This is a genomic window from Halorubrum hochsteinianum (genome assembly GCF_023702125.1).
Lineage (GTDB): Archaea > Halobacteriota > Halobacteria > Halobacteriales > Haloferacaceae > Halorubrum > Halorubrum hochsteinianum.
This window is the reverse complement of record NZ_CP098415.1, coordinates 1,975,490-1,992,409: the sequence shown is the minus strand read 5'-3', so window position 1 is coordinate 1,992,409 and position 16,920 is coordinate 1,975,490. Positions and strand designations below refer to the sequence as shown.

General features: G+C 64.0%; 19 protein-coding genes and 1 tRNA gene. 7 read left to right on the top strand and 13 right to left on the bottom strand.

The annotated features are described in order from the left end of the window. The 7 genes from NAF06_RS10045 to NAF06_RS10020 all read left to right on the top strand — a co-directional run bounded on the left by NAF06_RS10045 (nucleotide 1) and on the right by NAF06_RS10020 (nucleotide 4,366). Nucleotides 1-71 (top strand) — tRNA-Pro (locus NAF06_RS10045). Between the two features lie 79 nt (nucleotides 72-150). Next, nucleotides 151-411, top strand: coding sequence for a DUF7563 family protein (locus tag NAF06_RS15535; protein WP_077152254.1), 261 nt, complete (start codon nucleotides 151-153; stop codon nucleotides 409-411). Continuing rightward, nucleotides 408-971, top strand: a complete 564-nt coding sequence (locus NAF06_RS10040) for a hypothetical protein (protein WP_049908736.1) — start codon at nucleotides 408-410, stop codon at nucleotides 969-971. Before NAF06_RS15535 ends, NAF06_RS10040 begins: the two co-directional genes overlap by 4 nt. Further along, nucleotides 961-1,716, top strand: a complete 756-nt coding sequence (locus tag NAF06_RS10035; protein ID WP_008583716.1) for a hypothetical protein — start codon at nucleotides 961-963, stop codon at nucleotides 1,714-1,716. The genes NAF06_RS10040 and NAF06_RS10035 overlap by 11 nt, the downstream gene beginning before the upstream one ends. After that, nucleotides 1,709-1,993, top strand: a complete 285-nt coding sequence (locus tag NAF06_RS10030; RefSeq protein ID WP_008583718.1) for a hypothetical protein — start codon at nucleotides 1,709-1,711, stop codon at nucleotides 1,991-1,993. Before NAF06_RS10035 ends, NAF06_RS10030 begins: the two co-directional genes overlap by 8 nt. Nucleotides 1,994-2,123: 130 nt before the next feature. Further along, entirely contained in the window at nucleotides 2,124-2,477 is a 354-nt protein-coding gene (locus NAF06_RS10025) for a hypothetical protein (RefSeq protein ID WP_008583720.1), read from the top strand. After that, the gene (locus NAF06_RS10020) at nucleotides 2,474-4,366 is read left to right on the top strand and encodes a DUF7845 domain-containing protein (RefSeq protein WP_008583722.1); all 1,893 of its coding nucleotides are present in this window, start codon (nucleotides 2,474-2,476) and stop codon (nucleotides 4,364-4,366) included. Before NAF06_RS10025 ends, NAF06_RS10020 begins: the two co-directional genes overlap by 4 nt. Nucleotides 4,367-4,703: 337 nt before the next feature. Here NAF06_RS10020 and NAF06_RS10015 read toward each other — a convergent pair whose 3' ends face one another. The 13 genes from NAF06_RS10015 to NAF06_RS09955 all read right to left on the bottom strand — a co-directional run bounded on the left by NAF06_RS10015 (nucleotide 4,704) and on the right by NAF06_RS09955 (nucleotide 16,853). Next, nucleotides 4,704-5,018, bottom strand: coding sequence for a hypothetical protein (locus tag NAF06_RS10015; protein WP_008583724.1), 315 nt, complete (start codon nucleotides 5,016-5,018; stop codon nucleotides 4,704-4,706). A gap of 4 nt (nucleotides 5,019-5,022) precedes the next feature. Further along, on the bottom strand, nucleotides 5,023-8,247 hold the full coding sequence (locus NAF06_RS10010) for a hypothetical protein (protein ID WP_152418735.1): 3,225 nt from the start codon (nucleotides 8,245-8,247) through the stop codon (nucleotides 5,023-5,025). Next, nucleotides 8,244-9,749, bottom strand: coding sequence for a hypothetical protein (locus NAF06_RS10005; protein ID WP_049908739.1), 1,506 nt, complete (start codon nucleotides 9,747-9,749; stop codon nucleotides 8,244-8,246). Before NAF06_RS10005 ends, NAF06_RS10010 begins: the two co-directional genes overlap by 4 nt. Next, nucleotides 9,749-11,638: an ATP-binding protein gene (locus NAF06_RS10000; protein WP_008583729.1), complete on the bottom strand. Its 1,890-nt coding sequence runs from the start codon at nucleotides 11,636-11,638 to the stop codon at nucleotides 9,749-9,751. Before NAF06_RS10000 ends, NAF06_RS10005 begins: the two co-directional genes overlap by 1 nt. A gap of 5 nt (nucleotides 11,639-11,643) precedes the next feature. Beyond that, nucleotides 11,644-12,450, bottom strand: coding sequence for a hypothetical protein (locus tag NAF06_RS09995; RefSeq protein ID WP_008583730.1), 807 nt, complete (start codon nucleotides 12,448-12,450; stop codon nucleotides 11,644-11,646). Beyond that, nucleotides 12,431-14,146, bottom strand: coding sequence for an APC family permease (locus NAF06_RS09990; RefSeq protein ID WP_049908740.1), 1,716 nt, complete (start codon nucleotides 14,144-14,146; stop codon nucleotides 12,431-12,433). Before NAF06_RS09990 ends, NAF06_RS09995 begins: the two co-directional genes overlap by 20 nt. Then, nucleotides 14,147-14,311 carry a hypothetical protein gene (locus NAF06_RS09985; protein WP_160162871.1) on the bottom strand — a complete coding sequence of 55 codons (165 nt, stop codon included), beginning with the start codon at nucleotides 14,309-14,311 and terminating at the stop codon, nucleotides 14,147-14,149. Further along, complete coding sequence (locus NAF06_RS09980; protein WP_008583735.1) at nucleotides 14,311-14,748, bottom strand: hypothetical protein; 438 nt, start codon at nucleotides 14,746-14,748, stop codon at nucleotides 14,311-14,313. Before NAF06_RS09980 ends, NAF06_RS09985 begins: the two co-directional genes overlap by 1 nt. Beyond that, nucleotides 14,745-14,963 carry a hypothetical protein gene (locus NAF06_RS09975; protein ID WP_008583737.1) on the bottom strand — a complete coding sequence of 73 codons (219 nt, stop codon included), beginning with the start codon at nucleotides 14,961-14,963 and terminating at the stop codon, nucleotides 14,745-14,747. Before NAF06_RS09975 ends, NAF06_RS09980 begins: the two co-directional genes overlap by 4 nt. After that, the gene (locus tag NAF06_RS09970) at nucleotides 14,963-15,649 is read right to left on the bottom strand and encodes a hypothetical protein (RefSeq protein ID WP_239638711.1); all 687 of its coding nucleotides are present in this window, start codon (nucleotides 15,647-15,649) and stop codon (nucleotides 14,963-14,965) included. Before NAF06_RS09970 ends, NAF06_RS09975 begins: the two co-directional genes overlap by 1 nt. 84 nt (nucleotides 15,650-15,733) lie before the next feature. Next, nucleotides 15,734-16,000 (bottom strand): hypothetical protein, encoded by a 267-nt coding sequence (locus NAF06_RS09965; protein ID WP_008583740.1) that lies wholly within the window; start codon nucleotides 15,998-16,000, stop codon nucleotides 15,734-15,736. After that, entirely contained in the window at nucleotides 15,997-16,482 is a 486-nt protein-coding gene (locus NAF06_RS09960; protein WP_008583741.1) for a hypothetical protein, read from the bottom strand. Before NAF06_RS09960 ends, NAF06_RS09965 begins: the two co-directional genes overlap by 4 nt. Further along, nucleotides 16,479-16,853, bottom strand: a complete 375-nt coding sequence (locus tag NAF06_RS09955) for a hypothetical protein (RefSeq protein WP_008583743.1) — start codon at nucleotides 16,851-16,853, stop codon at nucleotides 16,479-16,481. Before NAF06_RS09955 ends, NAF06_RS09960 begins: the two co-directional genes overlap by 4 nt. Nucleotides 16,854-16,920 lie beyond the last annotated feature (67 nt).

The window sequence follows — 16,920 nt, the reverse complement described above, 5'->3', positions numbered from 1 at the left end:
GGGACCGTGGGGTAGTGGTATCCTATGCGGATGGGGTCCGTATGACCTGAGTTCGACTCTCAGCGGTCCCATAAAAATTCTGACTGGTTTCCATTGCCACCAGTCTCAACCCCGTCAAACGCCTGAAAACCGTATTCAGGGGGGTGTGCTATGAACCGCCAAATCGGCGGTTCAGTCGACGGCCGATCATGCCGGTACTGCGACCGGCACGTGTCGGATCGCTTTTGTGCCGTATTCGGCGACGAAGACGGAGTCGCACACCGCTGTCTCGGATGCGACTGCTTCCGTCGCATCAGCCGCGGCAGCGCCGCAGGCGTCGACGTAGACCTCGTCGATCCTGCGGAGGACCCGAACCGTAACCGTGGCCAGCGTGTCGGCGCCCCGCTGCGCGCTGACGGAGGAAACCGATGAGCCGTCCGCGAAGTCAGCCGTGGTACTCGGGTGCTCATCGAGCCCTTGAACCGGACGTCGGTCCCGTCGACGAGCACGGGATCTGTGAGTGCGGTCACTGCGACCGCGAGCAGCGCTACCGCCTCCCCTGGCCCGTGATCGGTGGCGACATCGCGTACTGCGAGTACCACGTCGCCCGGTACCGCGAACACAATCCCGAGATCTGGGGGCGTGTCCGCCGCCTCGACGGTGTCGACGATCCCGGGATCTACGCGACCGTCGGCAACCGCTTCCTGACGCTCAACGAGGTTCCGAGAGAGATCGCCGTTGGCGGCGAGAAGATGCGCCGAGTCGCGCTCGGCGTCGACGGGTGGGCGCTGTTCGACAGCGCCGAGCCCGACCAGGATGGCCTCGTCCGTTTCGTGACCGTCGATCGGGACCTCGAACCACGCGAGTCAGTGGAGATAGACCGCTCGTCCGCAGGCGATTTCGTCAGCTGGTTCCGTGAACACGAGGGCGTCCACGACCTCGACCCCGACGCTCGCAAGGCGCTCTACGGGGGTGAGCCGGATGTCGAGTGATCGAGACGACGGAGGGATCTATCATATCGGCGACGCCGTCTACATGCTGGCTGACCTCGAGGTCAGCGCGTCGCTGGTCCACCTCGATGACGCATGGGCGCGCCCCGGTCGAAACGGCGCGTTCGGCGTCGAGTACCCGACACACGACTTCGAGACGACCACCGCGGTCGTCGATGCGTGCTGGGACGCGCTCGAACCGGGCGGCTGGCTGGTCTGCGACGCCGACGATTGGCTCGCGCCACGCCTCGAAGCCTACATCCGAGAGGAGTACGGCGATGTGACCGCCTACGGCGACTATCAGGGCGGCGGCTACCGGCGTTGCGGCTCGGTGACTTACGTCGACGCCAGCGGCACACCCGACGAGAGCACCGCGGGCCAGTACCTCAGCAACGGCGGGTATCCCGTCATCTTCGCGCACAAGGGGGAGACGGACCGGCGGGCCACTGCGTCGGCGCGTCAGCTCGCACGACAGCCGCGCCGGGTCGAACCGGGGTACCCCTACGGCCGCGGCTCGATCAAGCCGATCGGTCCGTACCGCGAGTGGGTCGAGGCGCTTACCGCGCCGGGCGAGCTCGTGCTCGCCCCGTGTGCCGGCACCGCGCCGGCGGCGATCGCCGCCGAGGAGCTGGGGCGCGAGTGGGTCGCGATCGATATCGACGAGGACGCCCGCCGGGCGTTCCGGGAGCGCCGGACCGCGCTCGGGCAGAACCAGACCACTCTCTCCGAGGTGACGGCCGGTGACTGACGTCGACGCCAGTGATCGATCCGGAGACGAGGTCGATCGTCTCTCTGCTCAGCAGTCGCTCGGCTACTGGACCGAGAAGGCCGAGGAGAACATCGACGAGTGGGGCGTCCAAGATGTCGAGACGCTGTTGCTCGCGATACAAGAGGAGCTGGGCGAACTCACACAGGCGCACCTCGAAGCGAGGCATGAAGGCGGTGACACGGAGCGGATCGCCGCCGAACTCGACGACCTCGCAGCGCTCTGTATCCAACTCCGGTGGAGGCTCGAACAGCGATGAGCCGCGATCGCACTCCGATCGTCCGAGAGCACCTGCTCGGGGCGACGGTCTGGGCCTACGGCGGCGGTGACGTCAACGTCAAGCCTTGGACGACCGCTCGCCGCGTCCGGATGCCCGCGAGGTTGGACCGATGAGCGACTCGCTCACCATCCGGCGCCCGATCGCGCGCTTCACCGACGGTGACCGCGTCGCCGCCTGCCCGCGCTGTAAGGAGTCGGTCGAGGGCTCGCTCGGCGCCCCGCAGCTTTCGACGATGCGGCTCGCGAACCAGTGGTCGGGCCGCGTCGACGGCGACACCATCTGCGTCCGCGGCTACCGCTGCGGCGCGTGTGGGTACGTCCTCGCGATCGGTCCCGGTGACGCGAGCGTCGACGTCGGCTCCTCTCGCGACCACGAGGGCGAGTCGTGGGTCTCGATCGGCGCCGTCTTCGCTGACGGCTCGCAGCGCCCCGTCGTCGTCCCCGCTCGCGAGGTGTTCGCGTGAGCGACGACTACCTAGAGCCCGGGCCGCAGGGTGACCTCGACGAGCTGCTGGGCGACGCTGAGCCCGTCACCGGTGACGACGAGGACTCGATCGAGGGCGTCGTCGATTCTGACGAGGCGCGTGAGCTTCGCGACGCCGCCAGCGAGGGCACTCGGCAGGTCCATCCCAGCAACCCGGAGTCGACAGAGTACCGGACCTTCGACGTCGAGGGACCGATCGAGTGCGTCGAGCCGCGTGTTCACGCGTTCGGCGCCCACCTGCTGTTCTCGCAGCCGGACACGAGTCAGAACGGCCATCCCGGGTCGCTGTCACCGTACGACGCGATCGTCTCGCAGTACGAGCCCAGCATCGCAGAGGACGTCGGGTCGTTCGTCTTCGACGGCGAGCTCTGGGAGATCAACCCAGACAAGACGAAGTACTGGTCCGGGGGAATCGCGGCGCCGACGCGCCCCTACGAAACGTTCAACGAGTACCAGATCGCCGTCCGAGCGCAGGACGGTCTCGGCGAGCGGAAGGCGTCGTTCCAGTTCCGGCCATCGCTTCCGAACGCACGCACAGCAGACGGCGAGCGCATCGGATCGATGCCGGAGGATCTCCCGTACGGCCTCCGCGTTCAGGCGAACTCCAGCAACTTAGAGCCGGAAGAGGTGATCCCGCTGCTCCGTCGACTCGCTGAAGAACTCGACATCAGTACGCACTACTTCCGCGACGAGTGTGTTCACGACCACTCGAACGCTTACCAGATGGAGATGTACCTCCGCCTAGACCGCGGCGCCGGCGAGCAACACGTCGCCGGACAGGGCGCCGTCCTCGACCAGCTCGCGCTCTTCGGATCGAACAACCGCGGGAGAGGGGAGTACAAGTGGGACAACGAGAAGGTCGTCGGCCATCGCAACGCCGTCGCGCTTGACGAGTCGACCTGGAAGAAGCTCACTGAGAAGCCGAATGGCGTCGGGAAGCTGGTGAAGTACTACCACCCCGAGTTCGCCCGGTCCGAGGAGACATCGGCGAACGACGATCCGCTCTCGGATCCGAAACTCGAGCTCCAGTGGTCGAAGGACTACTCCGACCTCGCCTCAGTGCCCTGGAGCGAAGAGGGCGCGTTCGACGTCGACGCGCTCCGGAAGGAGCTCGACGAGTCGCTGCTGAACGTCCTCCTCTGGGCAGGGCTCCCGACGCGCGCCGATCCACGCGTCTACACAGCGGATCACTACTTCGAGGCGACAGAGTCAGAGCGAGATCTCGACCTCGTGGACAACAAGATGCCCAGCGTCCAGGAGGGCGAAGAGCAGCAGGCGGTCGCGCATTTCGCACGTGGCGACGCGACTGAGTCCGAGCGATCTGTGCTGGCCGCGCTGACCGACGGCGGCGACGGCGCCGACGTCGAGCAGCTGGCCGAGTTCTCGGACACGTCTCGCTCGACGGTCTACCGTGCCGCGGAGAAGTTCGACGACCTCGTTGAGGTCGCGAACGCGAAGATGTCGTTCGAGGACAGCCTGATCCGCGAGAAGTTTCAGGACCTGCTGAGCACTTTCGAGGACGTTACGGACTGGGTCGTCGGCGGTGTTCGGCAGCTGGCGTCGGCGGAGACGGAGATGATCGACCAGGACTCCGCACTCGCACGCTGGGCTCGGCGCCACGGTATCTCAATCACTGAGTCCGTCGACGGGATGGTCGTCGATCTCGGCGGCCAGCCCCTCTCCCGCGTCGAGCTCGTGAAGCTCATCCGCGCCGGCGTTGACGCGGCTGAGGACACCGGCTCGATGGCGTACCGCAAGTTCATCAGCGGTGAGTTCTCCTGGGCGGAGAAGGAGAAGGGACGTCGGACGGGTCAGCGCCCGATCAACCGCAACGGGGACGTTCTCTTTTCGTCGAAGCTCCCCCGCTGACCACCGACAGCTGAGTGGCAACACTATCCTTCCCCCTGTTTCATGTCGATCTCGTAATGTTTTGAGCGGTATCTGAGCCGATTTTGCTCTCGATCGCGGTCGCGACCGACCTCGACGTCGTCGCGAGCGCTGCGGTTGGTCAGGGTTCGATCCCACGGGCTGGGACAGACCCCTTAGGGAGTGTGCCTAAGGGCACCCCCTTCGGGGGAAAATACACAGCAACCGCTCAGCAGAGTTCCAGTTGAAGCACCCGAAACAGGGGTTCGACCCGCGCGAAAATTGAACGCTAATAGAAACGGAATGTTTTGACGATCTCCATCCCCTCCAGAGAAAGCGGCTATCCGAGTAGACCGACGCCTTCGACCAGTGAACGCGCGAATGAGACACCCCGACCGCTCGCGAAGTCCCAGACGAGTCGTACGTGTTCGAGCATCGTGCCGGCGTTCGGTGCTACCCAACCGAGCGCGATGACGACAGCGAACGCGACTAGAAGCACGAGTGCGTGCGTGGCCATGAGACTCAGTACGCTAACTACGATACTTCCAATCGACACAGCTCGGTAGACGTAGAACGCGACAACAACGAGGCTGGCCGCTACGACCACCTGCGAACCGAACCCCAGAGTCGAAAGGAAATCCGTAGCGGCGAACATGGTCCTACTGATTCCCCGCTTGGAATTCGACGACGGTGTCCGGAGCGCGCCGTGCCTGTATCCACTCGCGGACCAGGTACGCGCCCCCGCCGACGATCACGATGACGATGACCGGCCCCATCGACTCGACGCCGGAGCGCAGCCCACCGAGGATGACGCCCGGAGAGATGGTCTCAAGCGCCCACACGACCGAGAGGACGCCGATGATGCCTCTAACGTACCACGGAACGCTTCCCTGCGTCCGTTCGTCCAGCTGCCACATGCCGATGAGCAGTGCGGCGACCGCAGCGATCGTCACCGCGTTCGACTCCGATGCCAGCTGGGCGACGCGGAGCAGCGGTGACCCCGGAGCCAGAACCTGAATCGCGACGGCCGTCAGCGACGTCGCCGTTACCGGCAGGAGCCATCCTCCGATGTTGAAGCGCCGGCTCACGAGTGTTGACCCAACGAGGACGCCCCCGATGCCACCGAACGCGAGTAGCAGCGGGAACACGTCCTCGGTCTCCGTCGGTCCAGGCGGAGGGTTCGGTCCCACGCTGGAGTCCCGTTGGAGGATGCTGTAGGTCTCCGAGGAGCCGTCAGTAACGAAGCTCACTGGGGACTGAGCGCGATCAGCATCGACCTCAACCTCACGAGTCTCGGACCAGAGAACGTAGCGGTCTCCGGTCACCGTGTTGTAGTACGTCACCTCGATACGGTCGGAACCAGTCGTGTTGCCCTTCCTCAGCGAGAACGTCGGCTCGCTTCCGTCTTCGACTTCTGCCTCGATAGCACCGCTAGATGGTGACACTGAGACGGGTGCCGTCGAGACGCGCATTGTCGATCCCTCGTTGGCATCCGGAGCGCGAAGAATCTGCGTCCCGGTGGACGTGATACTCGCGTAGGCAGACTCACCTGTCCACGACTCCTCGCTGGCGTAGTGGAGCCGGTCGCCCAGAACGGTCTCGTCGACGCGCAGGCCGAACATCCCGTCCGGGTTGATATCGGTGATCTCGACCTCGGTGGAGAGGTCGTCGCCTTCGACGGTCGGCTCGGTGACCTTCACCGCCCCGTCGTACGCGCGCACCTTGTGGCCGGTCGCCCGGACGTCGATCTCTGTGTCCGCCTCGACGTCTCCGAGACCGACGTGGAGGTCGGTCCCGTTGAGCTCGTAATCGGGCGGTGTCTGCCAGCTGCCCCCATTGGTTCGGTACTCGACGTCGTGTATCTCCGCGACCTGCTCATCGAAGGTGAGGGTCGCGTCTGCATCGGCGACCGCGGACGGGAACGTGTGCGAAACGTTGAACGACTCGGTCCACGAGGTCGCCTCGGCGTCCACCGACTTCGTGACCCCGGAGGCGTCGTGGCTGTAGGTCATGTCGACCAGCGACTCGGGGCCGTTCGAGGGCGTGTTCGTCCGGACGGTCACGTTGTTGGTGCCCTCCTGGAGCCACGCCTCGTTCGTCGCGAGCGAGGTCGTCTCACCCTCGCTCAGGACACCGTTATATTCAGTCTCGTATCCGTTAACCTCCACGACGGGATCGCGCGTCCGACTGACCTCCGTCCATGACACAGAAACGCCAACCGGTCCAGTAACCGACACGTCTGCGCCATTCGAGCCCGTAGAAAGGGTGACAGACTCGGTGACAGTTTCGCCACCCGAGAGCTTTCCTGAGTGGGATACAGTGGTCCCTGCGATCTCAATTGATGGGTCTGTCGTGACCGAGGTTTCTGTCCATGAGATGTCGTAGTCCAGACTTTCCGAAGTCGCACCAGATACTTCTACGGAATCTGTCGATCTCGATATATCGATATTCTTTGTCTCCTGCCCGTCAGCCGGTGTCGTATATGTAGAAGTCCCCGAATCGTCTGTTACGGACACCTCGGCGGTGTTCTGCGAGATTCGGATGAAATATGGCTTGGAAAATCTATAATCGTTATATCCGAGTTTTAGGTCGTTATCACTGATGGAGTCAACCTCTCTAAGACCAACAGAAACCGTCTCTCCTGTGGTTTCAAAATTAAACCCGGACAAGCTGAAGTGGGTACTCTCACCCTGAACAACGTTTCCGGTGAGTGCCCCCACTTTCTCACCGTTGGCAAAGGGGTCCGTGTCGCCGTTCGCTAGGTAGACCTCTGTCTCGATAGATTCCCCGTCACTCGCGTAGATATAAGTCTCAAACTCTTGGATAACTGCTGGTGGCTCTTGTCCGGCTTCGTCTGACCAATCCATAACATACGTATCTTGGAGGCGGTCTTTCTGCTGATCTACATAATATTTCCTATCCGATGGCTCATACTCTCCATCACCGGAGTTATGAGCAAACGTTATTTCCGCATTTGACGGCGCTTCGGTCCCGTCTACGTCAATTTGCTCTGTTGTCGTTCCACCATTGTTGGTCCCCGAAACCGTGCGGGTGTTCGTCTCCGATTTGCCGGTGAGTGTGACGGTTTCATTTTCTGGGGCTGTGTTACCTCCGACATCAATTGAAATCGAGTCGCCACCGGTGGCAGTCGTCGTCTTGACCTCCGAAGCGGTGTTATTGATGCCCGTCAAATTGATCGAGTAGTCCTCGACACCGTTCAAGTTATCCAGTTCGTACCGGTAGTTTGTCCCGTCCGCAGCGGCGCTCCCGGTGAGCTCGATTCCGCCGCTGAACGTGACCGAGTTCGAGGAGAACTCCGGCACGTAGAATCGCCCCACGCCGTCCTCCTGCTCGATCGGCGACTGCCACTCCTCGCCGGAGTCGTGGACGCCGTACGCTACGTCCGGGACGTAGCCGACGCCAGCCTCGAGGACGTTGAGGTCGACAGCGACATCGCGTCCCTCGTGGACCGTGTCGTCGGCCAGTACAATCGCGATCTCGTCGTCAGCAACCACGTTCGCATTCGGGCCCATGTAGTCGCTCGCACGCTCAGGCGTCGTGACCGTGATTTGGAGCGAGCCCGCGTGGTCGGACGCGTACACCTCGCCCTCGAGGTCGCTCGCGCGGATGGGTAGGTCCGCGTCGCTCGGGAGGTCCTCATCAACCTGATCAGGACCGAGAGCGACCATCCCACTCGGCCCGCTCTGGGCCGTCGCGACGGCAGCGCCGAGCGGCATCGCGAGCATCGAAACGAGAATGACGAGAGTGAGAGCGACCGCGCCGATCCGTTCCTGGGATGGGCCCCCCCGTCTGATTCCAAGTCCTGAAACGCGCGCGCGGGAGGCGTCTCGGAAATCTGAGAGTTTGGACCGGATACCGCTCATGCTCCCACCTCACTCCGGCCGCCGACCCCAGGCTTCGAGCTCGCAGTCGGCAGCCGAGCAACGACGATCTTCTCGTCAGTCTCGACGTTCTTCATCAGCACCTCTGCTACCTCACTGTCCTCGTCGACGTCGACGAACTCCAGCCCGGAGATCGGGGACTCTACCCCCTCACTCAGGTCCGCGTTCACCACGTCGACGTACCCGGAGCCGGGCTGATTGACGATGAGTCGCTCTTGGGTCGCGTTCTCCCAGTGCGTGAAGAGGTCCTCGTCGAACTCCAGCTGCTGGCTGGCACCTTCCTGGCCGTCATCATCTTCGAAGGCTCCCTCGGGCGGGAGGAGCTTCACTGACAGCCAGCGCCGCTCATCTTCCGGTTCCTCGGGGATGTCGTCCCACCGGAACATCGCAAACTCGTTCTGGGTATAGATGAGGCCGACCCCCACCTTCATGTCGCTCATCAGGTCTCCGACCATCTTGACCTTGTCAAACCCTTGAGGAAGCGAGGATCGGACCTTCATCCGGGGGTTCGGTGACCCGTCAGGCATGTGGACCCGCCACTTGAACTCCTCGCGGACCATCCAGTGAACGTTCTTCTCCTTGTGAGCGAAGAAGTACATCGACATCAGGCGCTTCCTCGAGGCCGCCCACACCTTCCGTAGCGACTTGATCTTGTCGTAGAGGCGGCTGGTCTCCTGTGTCGCTCCTTCTTCGAGCCAGTCGCCCACCTCGTCGAAGATGAGGCTCATCCAGACGAACGGTCCGTGCTCCTTCCGAGCGAACCAGAAGCCGAACCACCAGTGGATCAGCGGCGTCGCGTCCTTCTCGTCGGCCTCCCACTCGGGGACGAACGGGAGCTTCCCGGCGACGTTCTCCAGCCCCTCAGTCGCTTCCTCGCAGCCAGAGAACGATGGGTCCGGGTAGATGACGTTGAACGTTCCTTGGGGCGTCTCACCCAGCTGGTCGAGGAGATCGTAGACGTCGTCGTAGTACCGGACGGTCCGGACAACCGATTCCAGGTCGTCGACGTCGGAGAGCTCGGCGCCCTCCCCCTCCTCCATCCACGTGGTCTCGGCCCTAGCGTTCGAGGGGAGCCAGACGGTGGCCCAGTGCTTGAACGCGAGCCACCCCGAGCCGTCGTAGCGACCGCGCCAGAGGACGCGCTCGCCGCGTTCCATCAGGCGCTTCGACAGCCACAGCGCCTTGGTCGTCTTCCCGGAGTCGCGGTCCCCTTTGAAGAGGACGTCAGTCCCCTTCGTGCTCTTCGTGAGCGTCGGGTCGCGCTCGTGGATGATCGCGTCCGGGTAGCACATCTGTGCGAACTTCGACGATTCGAGGTAGTCCTCGACGTCGAAAGGCTTGATACCGAACTTCTGACCGATTTCGTAAGCGTCCGTTTCCCAGTCGGCGGGCGCGGTCCCGCAGCGAAGCTCTTGGGCTTGCTGCGTCCGCTCTCCCCAGTCGTTCCCCGTTGGCGGGGTTCCATTGTTAGTTTGCGTAGACATCAGACTCCAACCTCCGCAACGTCAACGTCGTCGCGAACTTCGCCGAGAGACGCGCCCTCGGGGGCGATGCCGATGTCGGCGAGCGAGCGGTCAACCTTCGGGATGACCCGCTCGACGTCGTCGACGGTGATCGTGTCCGACAGCCGGATGCGCGCGCTCGCCTCCGCGAGGCGGAACAGCGCCATCTGCTTCCGCGCCGTCACCGGCAGCGGCGGGCCGTCGTAGTCGTCCTCCTCGGCGCCGTCGTACCGCTCCGGGAGCGAGACCTTCAGGTCGGTGTAGTACTCCACCATCCGGTCCTTCGCCTCCTCCGTGGGGAGCGGGTGACAGTTCTCGCGAGCGTAGGCGATCCACTGACTGATGAGCTCCGGGTCCTGTCCCGGCTCCACCTGCTCACGCTCCTCTTCGGTGAGTTCCATCCCTAGCGCGTGTTTGCCCGCGGCGGTCCGCGAGTCAACCATGTGCCGAGAGATGTCCCGAACGAGCTCGTCGTCGTTCTTCTCTCTCACCGTGTAGATGAGGTCGAACCGGGAGAGCAGCGGGCTCTTCAGCTCTATCTGGTCGACGAACTCCTTCGTCGGGTCGAAGTGCCCGCCGGTCGGGTTGCCCGCTGCGAGGAGTGAGGTGTTCGCGTCCAGATGGGCGTGGCGGCCCGCCTTCGACACGAGGACCTTCTGCGACTCGAGGGCGGTGTGGAGCGCGTCGAGGTCGCTCACGTCACCCTTGTCGATTTCGTCGACGATCGCCAGTCCACCGCTGGCCCGGACGATCGTGCCGGCGGCGATCGTCCACTCGTCACCGTCGCCGAAGTCGTCCTTCGTCATCGACGCGGTGAGGCCAGCTTCGGAGCTCCCGGTCCCGTCGGTCATCGCCGACCGAGGCGCGAGCTCTTCGCCGGCGTCCATCAGCCCGGTCTTCCCCGTGCCGGGGTCTCCGAGCCAGAGCATGTGGATGGAGCCGCGGTGGAACGACCCACTCGGAGCCGTGCGCCGCCAGCCGCTGAACAGCTGAAGCGCCATCGCCTCCTTAAGGTGGACGTCGCCTTTGTGGTCCGGCGCGATGCTGTTCACGAGCACCGCGTACGGGTCGTCACTGTTTGCGAGCTCGAGGACCTCATCCACGGACTCGTCGGCGTTGACTTCGTCGGAGACCGTTTCCTCAATCTCCACCGAGCGGCCGAGTAGCACCGTGTCGTGTCGGGTCTTGCTCTTCACGCGCACGGGTTTGAACACGCCGTTGAGCGTGACGCGGTCACCCGACTCGATTCGGTCAGTCAGTCCTTCAGTGAGGTGGGCGTTTATCGACGCCGTGACGCCCCCGCGGGCGTCCTCGGGCGGTTGCTGGAGTTGGACGACCTGATGGTCGACCCACTCAGACTGTGACTCCACGAGCCGCCACGGGCCCTTATTCTCGCAGCCCTGGCACTCGTACGGCTCGCGGATAGTCGCCCACCCCTGCGGGATGTAGGTCATCGTCCCGCAGCGATGGCATTCGAACGCCGCCTCCTCGAGCTTCGGCTTCACCTCGGTCCGCTTGGTGATTTGACCGTGTAGCCCGATGAGACGGTTGATGTCGCCCTTCCTCGCTTCGCCAACCGTGTACGTCGCCCACTCGGGGAGCTCCTCGACGCGGACCGACGCCTGGAGGAGCTTCTTCTCCGTGTGGTCGTACTCGCGTAGCGCCTCTTCGAGCGTGTCTTGCCCGGTGTCCGGGCTCCGGAGTACCATCTTCGCGACATCTTCGTTGACGTCGGCGAGGTCGTCCCACTGGACGTCGAGGCCGAGGTGTTCTGGGTACGTCGACTCGGCGTACCTCTCCTCGAGGCGCTCGATTGCGTCTCGATACCGTGCGTCGAACAGCGTGTGGATGTCGTCGGTGAATCGGTCCATCGGAACTACCCCATCGGAACGTCGTCACGGGACAGACCGCCCTGTCCCTCTTCGTCGGCCGACTCGCCAGAGAACCCGGTCAGGTCCCGCACGCCCGCGTGGAACGCGGGGAGCAGATAGGCCGCGGCGAACAACTCCCGGCCTCTCTCTGCCGCCGTGTGGTCCGCACAGAGCAGGTTCTCTACCGTGGAGTCCTCAGAGAAGCACCGGGTGAGGAACTCCTCGCTCACCTGCCCGTGCGTGGCGAGGTCGAGGTCGTCGCCCCAGCGGATGATCGACTGCCGAGTCCGGAAGCCTTCGAGCAGCTGGGAGAGCGTGGCGCACTGCTTCTCATCGAGTTCATCGAGGGCGGGGCGCATCGCGATATACCGCTGCTTCGCCGGGTCGTGTGCGCTCTCCTCCGTGTCCGTGTACTCGTTCGCGTCGACGCGCAGGTACCTGAACGCCCGGTGGTGCGCCTGGCGCATGATCACTCCGGCCATCCGCCCGCGAACGCCCTCGACGGCGTCCGGGTGGAGGTCCCTCGAACGGCGCTTCTCGGTCAGCAGCACCGACAGGAGGACCCGCTCGTGGTCGCTCTCGGAAACGCCTCTGAACTGCTCTGCGAGGTCGGTGTACCACTGCGTCGGGAGCCGCCCCATCGTCCGGACGGTGAGCCGCTGGGCCCATTCGAGGACCTCACGCCGGCTCTCGAACCCGGTCAGTAGCCGGTTTCTCTCGGTAGCGAGGTCATCGGTGAGCTTCACGAGAGACGGCCGGACCGAGTCCGGAACCGAGCTCTCCTCATCAGCGCTACTCATCGTCACCTCCATGACCGTTCGCTCGCGGCTTCTTGCGGTCCGACGTCTTCCCACCGTCGACAGAGGACGGCCGCTCATCTTCAGGCGCGAACTGGCCGTGGATGAGCGTCGAGTCCCGGTCGTCGACGGCCTCGAGGACATCGCTCTCGCGAGAGATCTCCGTCTGGAGGCGCATCTCCCGCTCCTCCTCAATCGTCTCGCCGGCGTCTGTCTCCTCAGCGAGGTGGAACGCGGTCGCGCGGGCGCTTCGGTAGTGAACCGGTGCCGCCCAGACGCGCGCGTAACCTTCCCGCGGTCGGAGGCCGATCCACGCGGCGCCGACGACGATCGCCGCAACCGAGAGGAGGCCAATGGAGAGCCACCAAGCGACTCCTGCGGCCAGAAGCGTGAGAGCGAGCTTCGACGCGAACTTGGTGTAGTCGTCCGCGTCCGAGAGCTCGGGCATCGAGAAGTCCCAGCCTTCTGGTTCGTAGTCGACCACCTGGGGCGACATCGGATGGACGAACGCTCGCATGTCGACGTTCCCCTTTCGGACCTCGCTCTGACAGCGGAGCGGGTCCTTCCAAGTGTCGGTCTCGCCATGTAGATCGGCGTCGTCGTGACCGGGGTCGACGGTCCGGAGTCGTGCGGCCTTCCCAGTCGCCGCTCGGGCGAGGAACGCCATCAGGCCGTCAGAGGCGACCCTTGCGGGTTCGTCCGGCTTGTCGATGACCGTGAGGGTCTTCTCATCGGAACCGAGGACGTCGACGCCGACCTCATCGGAGGGCGTCGTTGTCTCCCGGAGTTCGTCGCGCTCGAACCGGACGCGCTTCGTGTGCTGCTCGAACGTTTCGAGCATCAGCGCGCCCAGGAACAGGAGGACGTACAGGACCATCACCCACGGGTAATCGACGAGAAGGTCCGCGATGTTGCCCCAGAACGAGGCGACGATGATCGCGCCGACGACGGCGAAGAGCGCGGTCCACGCGCCGTAACCCCATCCGATCCCCTTCGCGGTCCGGTCGATGAGTCGTTTCGAGCCAGCGAGCTCAACGACGCCACCGATTCCGAGTGGTATCACGAAGATGACCATCGACCACTGGAGCAGCCCGCCCCAGGAGCTGAACGGCAGACCCTGTGTCGTCGCGACCGATTTGTGCTCGAACGTCCACCGGAGCTCTTCGCTGGGGTTTCCTTCGTCGTTCTGGACCCACACCGTAACCTCATCGTGCCCGTCGGACTGACCGAGCGGTATCTCTTCGATCGCCCAGCCGCGGCTGATGGTCACGTTCCGGTCTTTCGTCGTGACGTTCACCGCGTACTGCTCGGTGGTCGTCGTGTTCGTCCGGTCGTTGTAGACCTCTCGCTCGGCGATATCGTACGTCGCCACGGTGACGGTGAGGTCCTTCGGCTCATCGGTGTTGATCGACCGAATCCACACCGAGTTCCGGTCGACGACGGTATCGGGCGACAGGTATCGCCAGTAGTTGTCGCTGGGGTCGCCCGGATTTCCCGAGATGCCGGCCGGCCAGTGGATCAACCAGTACATCTCCTCGCCGGAGATGCGGATGGACTCAGGGGAGTTCGAGTAGCTTGTCCCGTCTTCCTGGAGTTCCGAGAGCGTGAGGTCGGATGTGTTCGCGCCATCGGACTGAGCGCTCACGACGAGACCAGCGCTGGCAACGAGGGCGAGCGCAACGACGCCGACGAGTACCCATCGCCGACGCATCTACCCGCTCACCCCCGTAACGGTTCCCGGAGTCAGAGCCCGGCCGAGCGTCAGGCGAGCGCTCTCGACGAGTTCCCCGGTCCGGCCCGGGAAGAGTAAGATCAACGCGGCGAGCACGAGGACGACGCCGATCGCGACTGCCGTCCCGTCGATGTTGATGAACATCAGAGCGACCTCCGCGAGACCGACACGATCGTCTGGCAGTCGAGTGCCTCCGCGACTCGTCTGAGCTTTTTCGCTAGGTCGAGAGGGTTCCGAGCCATCGGTTCGATTTCCACCCACGTGCGACCGGTCTCGCTCACCGAGCAGCCTCTGACGTCTTCGACGGATGCGACGATGTCTTCGTGAGCCTTCTCGCTCTTCGGAGTCCCGAACAGCTTCTCTGCGAGTGCGTGGAGGCACGTCGGGTACGCTGGTTCGAGGCCAGCGATGTTCAGCGCCGTCCCCACCTTCGTTGACGCGAGCTCGAGCGTGAGCCCGCTGAGGTACCTCACGGTGAGGAAATTGACGCTGGAGTCCGAGACGACGACACGAGCAAGGTGCTCGAAGTCCACCGACTGGCCCGGTGGGGCGTCAATCTGTATGGACTCCTGGGTGCTCACGGGGGACTCACCTCCCGGAGCCGCTGGTCTGTCGTGTCCATGTTCACCAAGAGCAGCACGGTGAAGAAGGCGATGTACACGAGTGTGAACACGCCGTAGTCCTCGACGACAGCCGGGAAGAGGCCGAGCGCAGCCGCGCAGACGACGACCGCTAAGAGTCCAGCCATCGCCTTCCAGTCGCCGATGCCGTCCCGGAGTCGGTAGGGTGCCGTCATCAGTTTGCCCTCCCCATCAGTGCCTGCCGGAAGTTCTGCGACCGGAACGACAGTGCGATGATGATGACCAGACCGGCGAACCCGAGCCATCCGATGGGCGAGACACCGCGAGCCCACGCGGGGATGAACGGGTCGATCAGCGGGACCGAACCCCCGAAGGAGATCCACCCGCCGATCGTCGTTACCACCGCGGCACCGAATCCGGGCTCGGACGCGAACGCACCGAACACGAACCCGAGGATGTCCCCCGCCACAGCCGCGAAGGTCGAGAGACCGACCAGCGCCGTGATGAGGACCGTCGAGATGATGCCCCCAATAGCCAGCATCGGGCGCGTCACACGCTCTCGAAGGGTTTCAACCATGTCCCGGCGGTTGTCAACCTCACCGGCGGTCTGCTGCCAGATGTAGCCGGCCCAGGTGACGAACCCGATGCCGACCCACACGCGGCCCTGTCCCGCTACGATCCACTGCGCAACGCCGGCGACGTCGGACGCCGTGTACGAGACGTACATGACGTACGAGAGCATCGCGAGCGTCAGCCCCCACGCGACCGATTCGAGTCGGTTCGGGTCGGAGCCCTCTTCTCGGGCGGCTCGCAGACCGATTAGCGAGATGACCGAGACGGCGAGTAGCCCCCACAGCAGTGGCGACATCTCGACTCCGAACAGCGATATCTGTGCTAGCACGGTCCTCCACCTCCGGGGGACCGTAGGCTGTTGTTCAGCTCCTCGAGGAGCCGAGAACCGTTCTCCGTTCGTACCGTTGTGTTGTTAGTCATCAGAATCTCCGTTTCTGTAGCGCTGTATCCGCGTTATCAGGAGGTTCGACACGTACAGCAGCGCGACGAACACCATCACTGGCTGGAGCGTCTCTTGCGAGATGAAGTCGACATTCGGCGCGAGCGTCCCGAACGCCACCGAGAGAGGGACGTACGCAACATCGGCGAACGCGAAGGCGAGGTCCAAGCCACTCCACAGTCCGTCGAGTGCGACGAGACCAGCACCACCTCCGAGAATCGCATCTTTGAGGTTGCTCACGCCTCATCACCTCCGGCGATCGCCGACCAGAGAGACCGCAGTGCTCCGGAGACCGAGTCGACGGGCAGGTACGTCTCGATGAGTCCCCAGAGCAGCTGGGAGATTACCGCGACGATCGTGGCGATGATCAGCCACGAAATCACGAGCGCGAACGGCGCCGCGATACCGAGGCTCATCATCCCGCCTTCGGCCCACGTCTGAAGCGATATCAGCGCGCCGTAGAGGGCTGAGCCGGCCGTGTTGGCCCCTCGGCTGAGCGGGACCGCAATCCCGTCAACCAGCAAGAGCTCGGCAAGCCAGTACAGCCGTCCGAACACGTTATCGAGTAGCCATGACCACCCGGCAAGGGCGCCGTCGACGAAGATGGCGTAGACGAACGTCTCCGGATTCTGTGCGAAAGAGACGACTGTCCCACCCAGTCCCGCGGTGGTCAGAGTGATCACCCAGCCTGGAAGGACGCCGCCCTCCTCTTCGCTGCTCATGGTTGTACCCCTTCGATTAGAACTCGCAACGCCCGTTCTGCCAGCAAGAAGAACGCGACGATGACGATGATCGCAACGAACCACGCTCCGAGGCCGAACCCGGCGATCGACTGGGCAGCGCCTCTCCAAGCGGCTCTGAGCAGTCCGGACCAGCCTTCGAACGGGAGGCTGAGGAGGGTCGCATATCCGCCGTACAGCCACTCGATGAACGAACCCAGCAAGCCGAACACGAGCTCGCTCAGACCGGCGAGGAGCGAACCCAATGCTAGCCAGACACTCGTTAGAAGCGTCTTTCCAAGCTCGGTCCACTGGATGCTTCCATCGGACCGAAAGTCGTCGGATGTGAGACTCGTTCGGCCGTCGCTGCTCATCGGTCACCTCGCCTCTTCGAAGTTGCGTCTCCACTCTCATCCGCCGCGGACGCGACGGTCTGCGGCG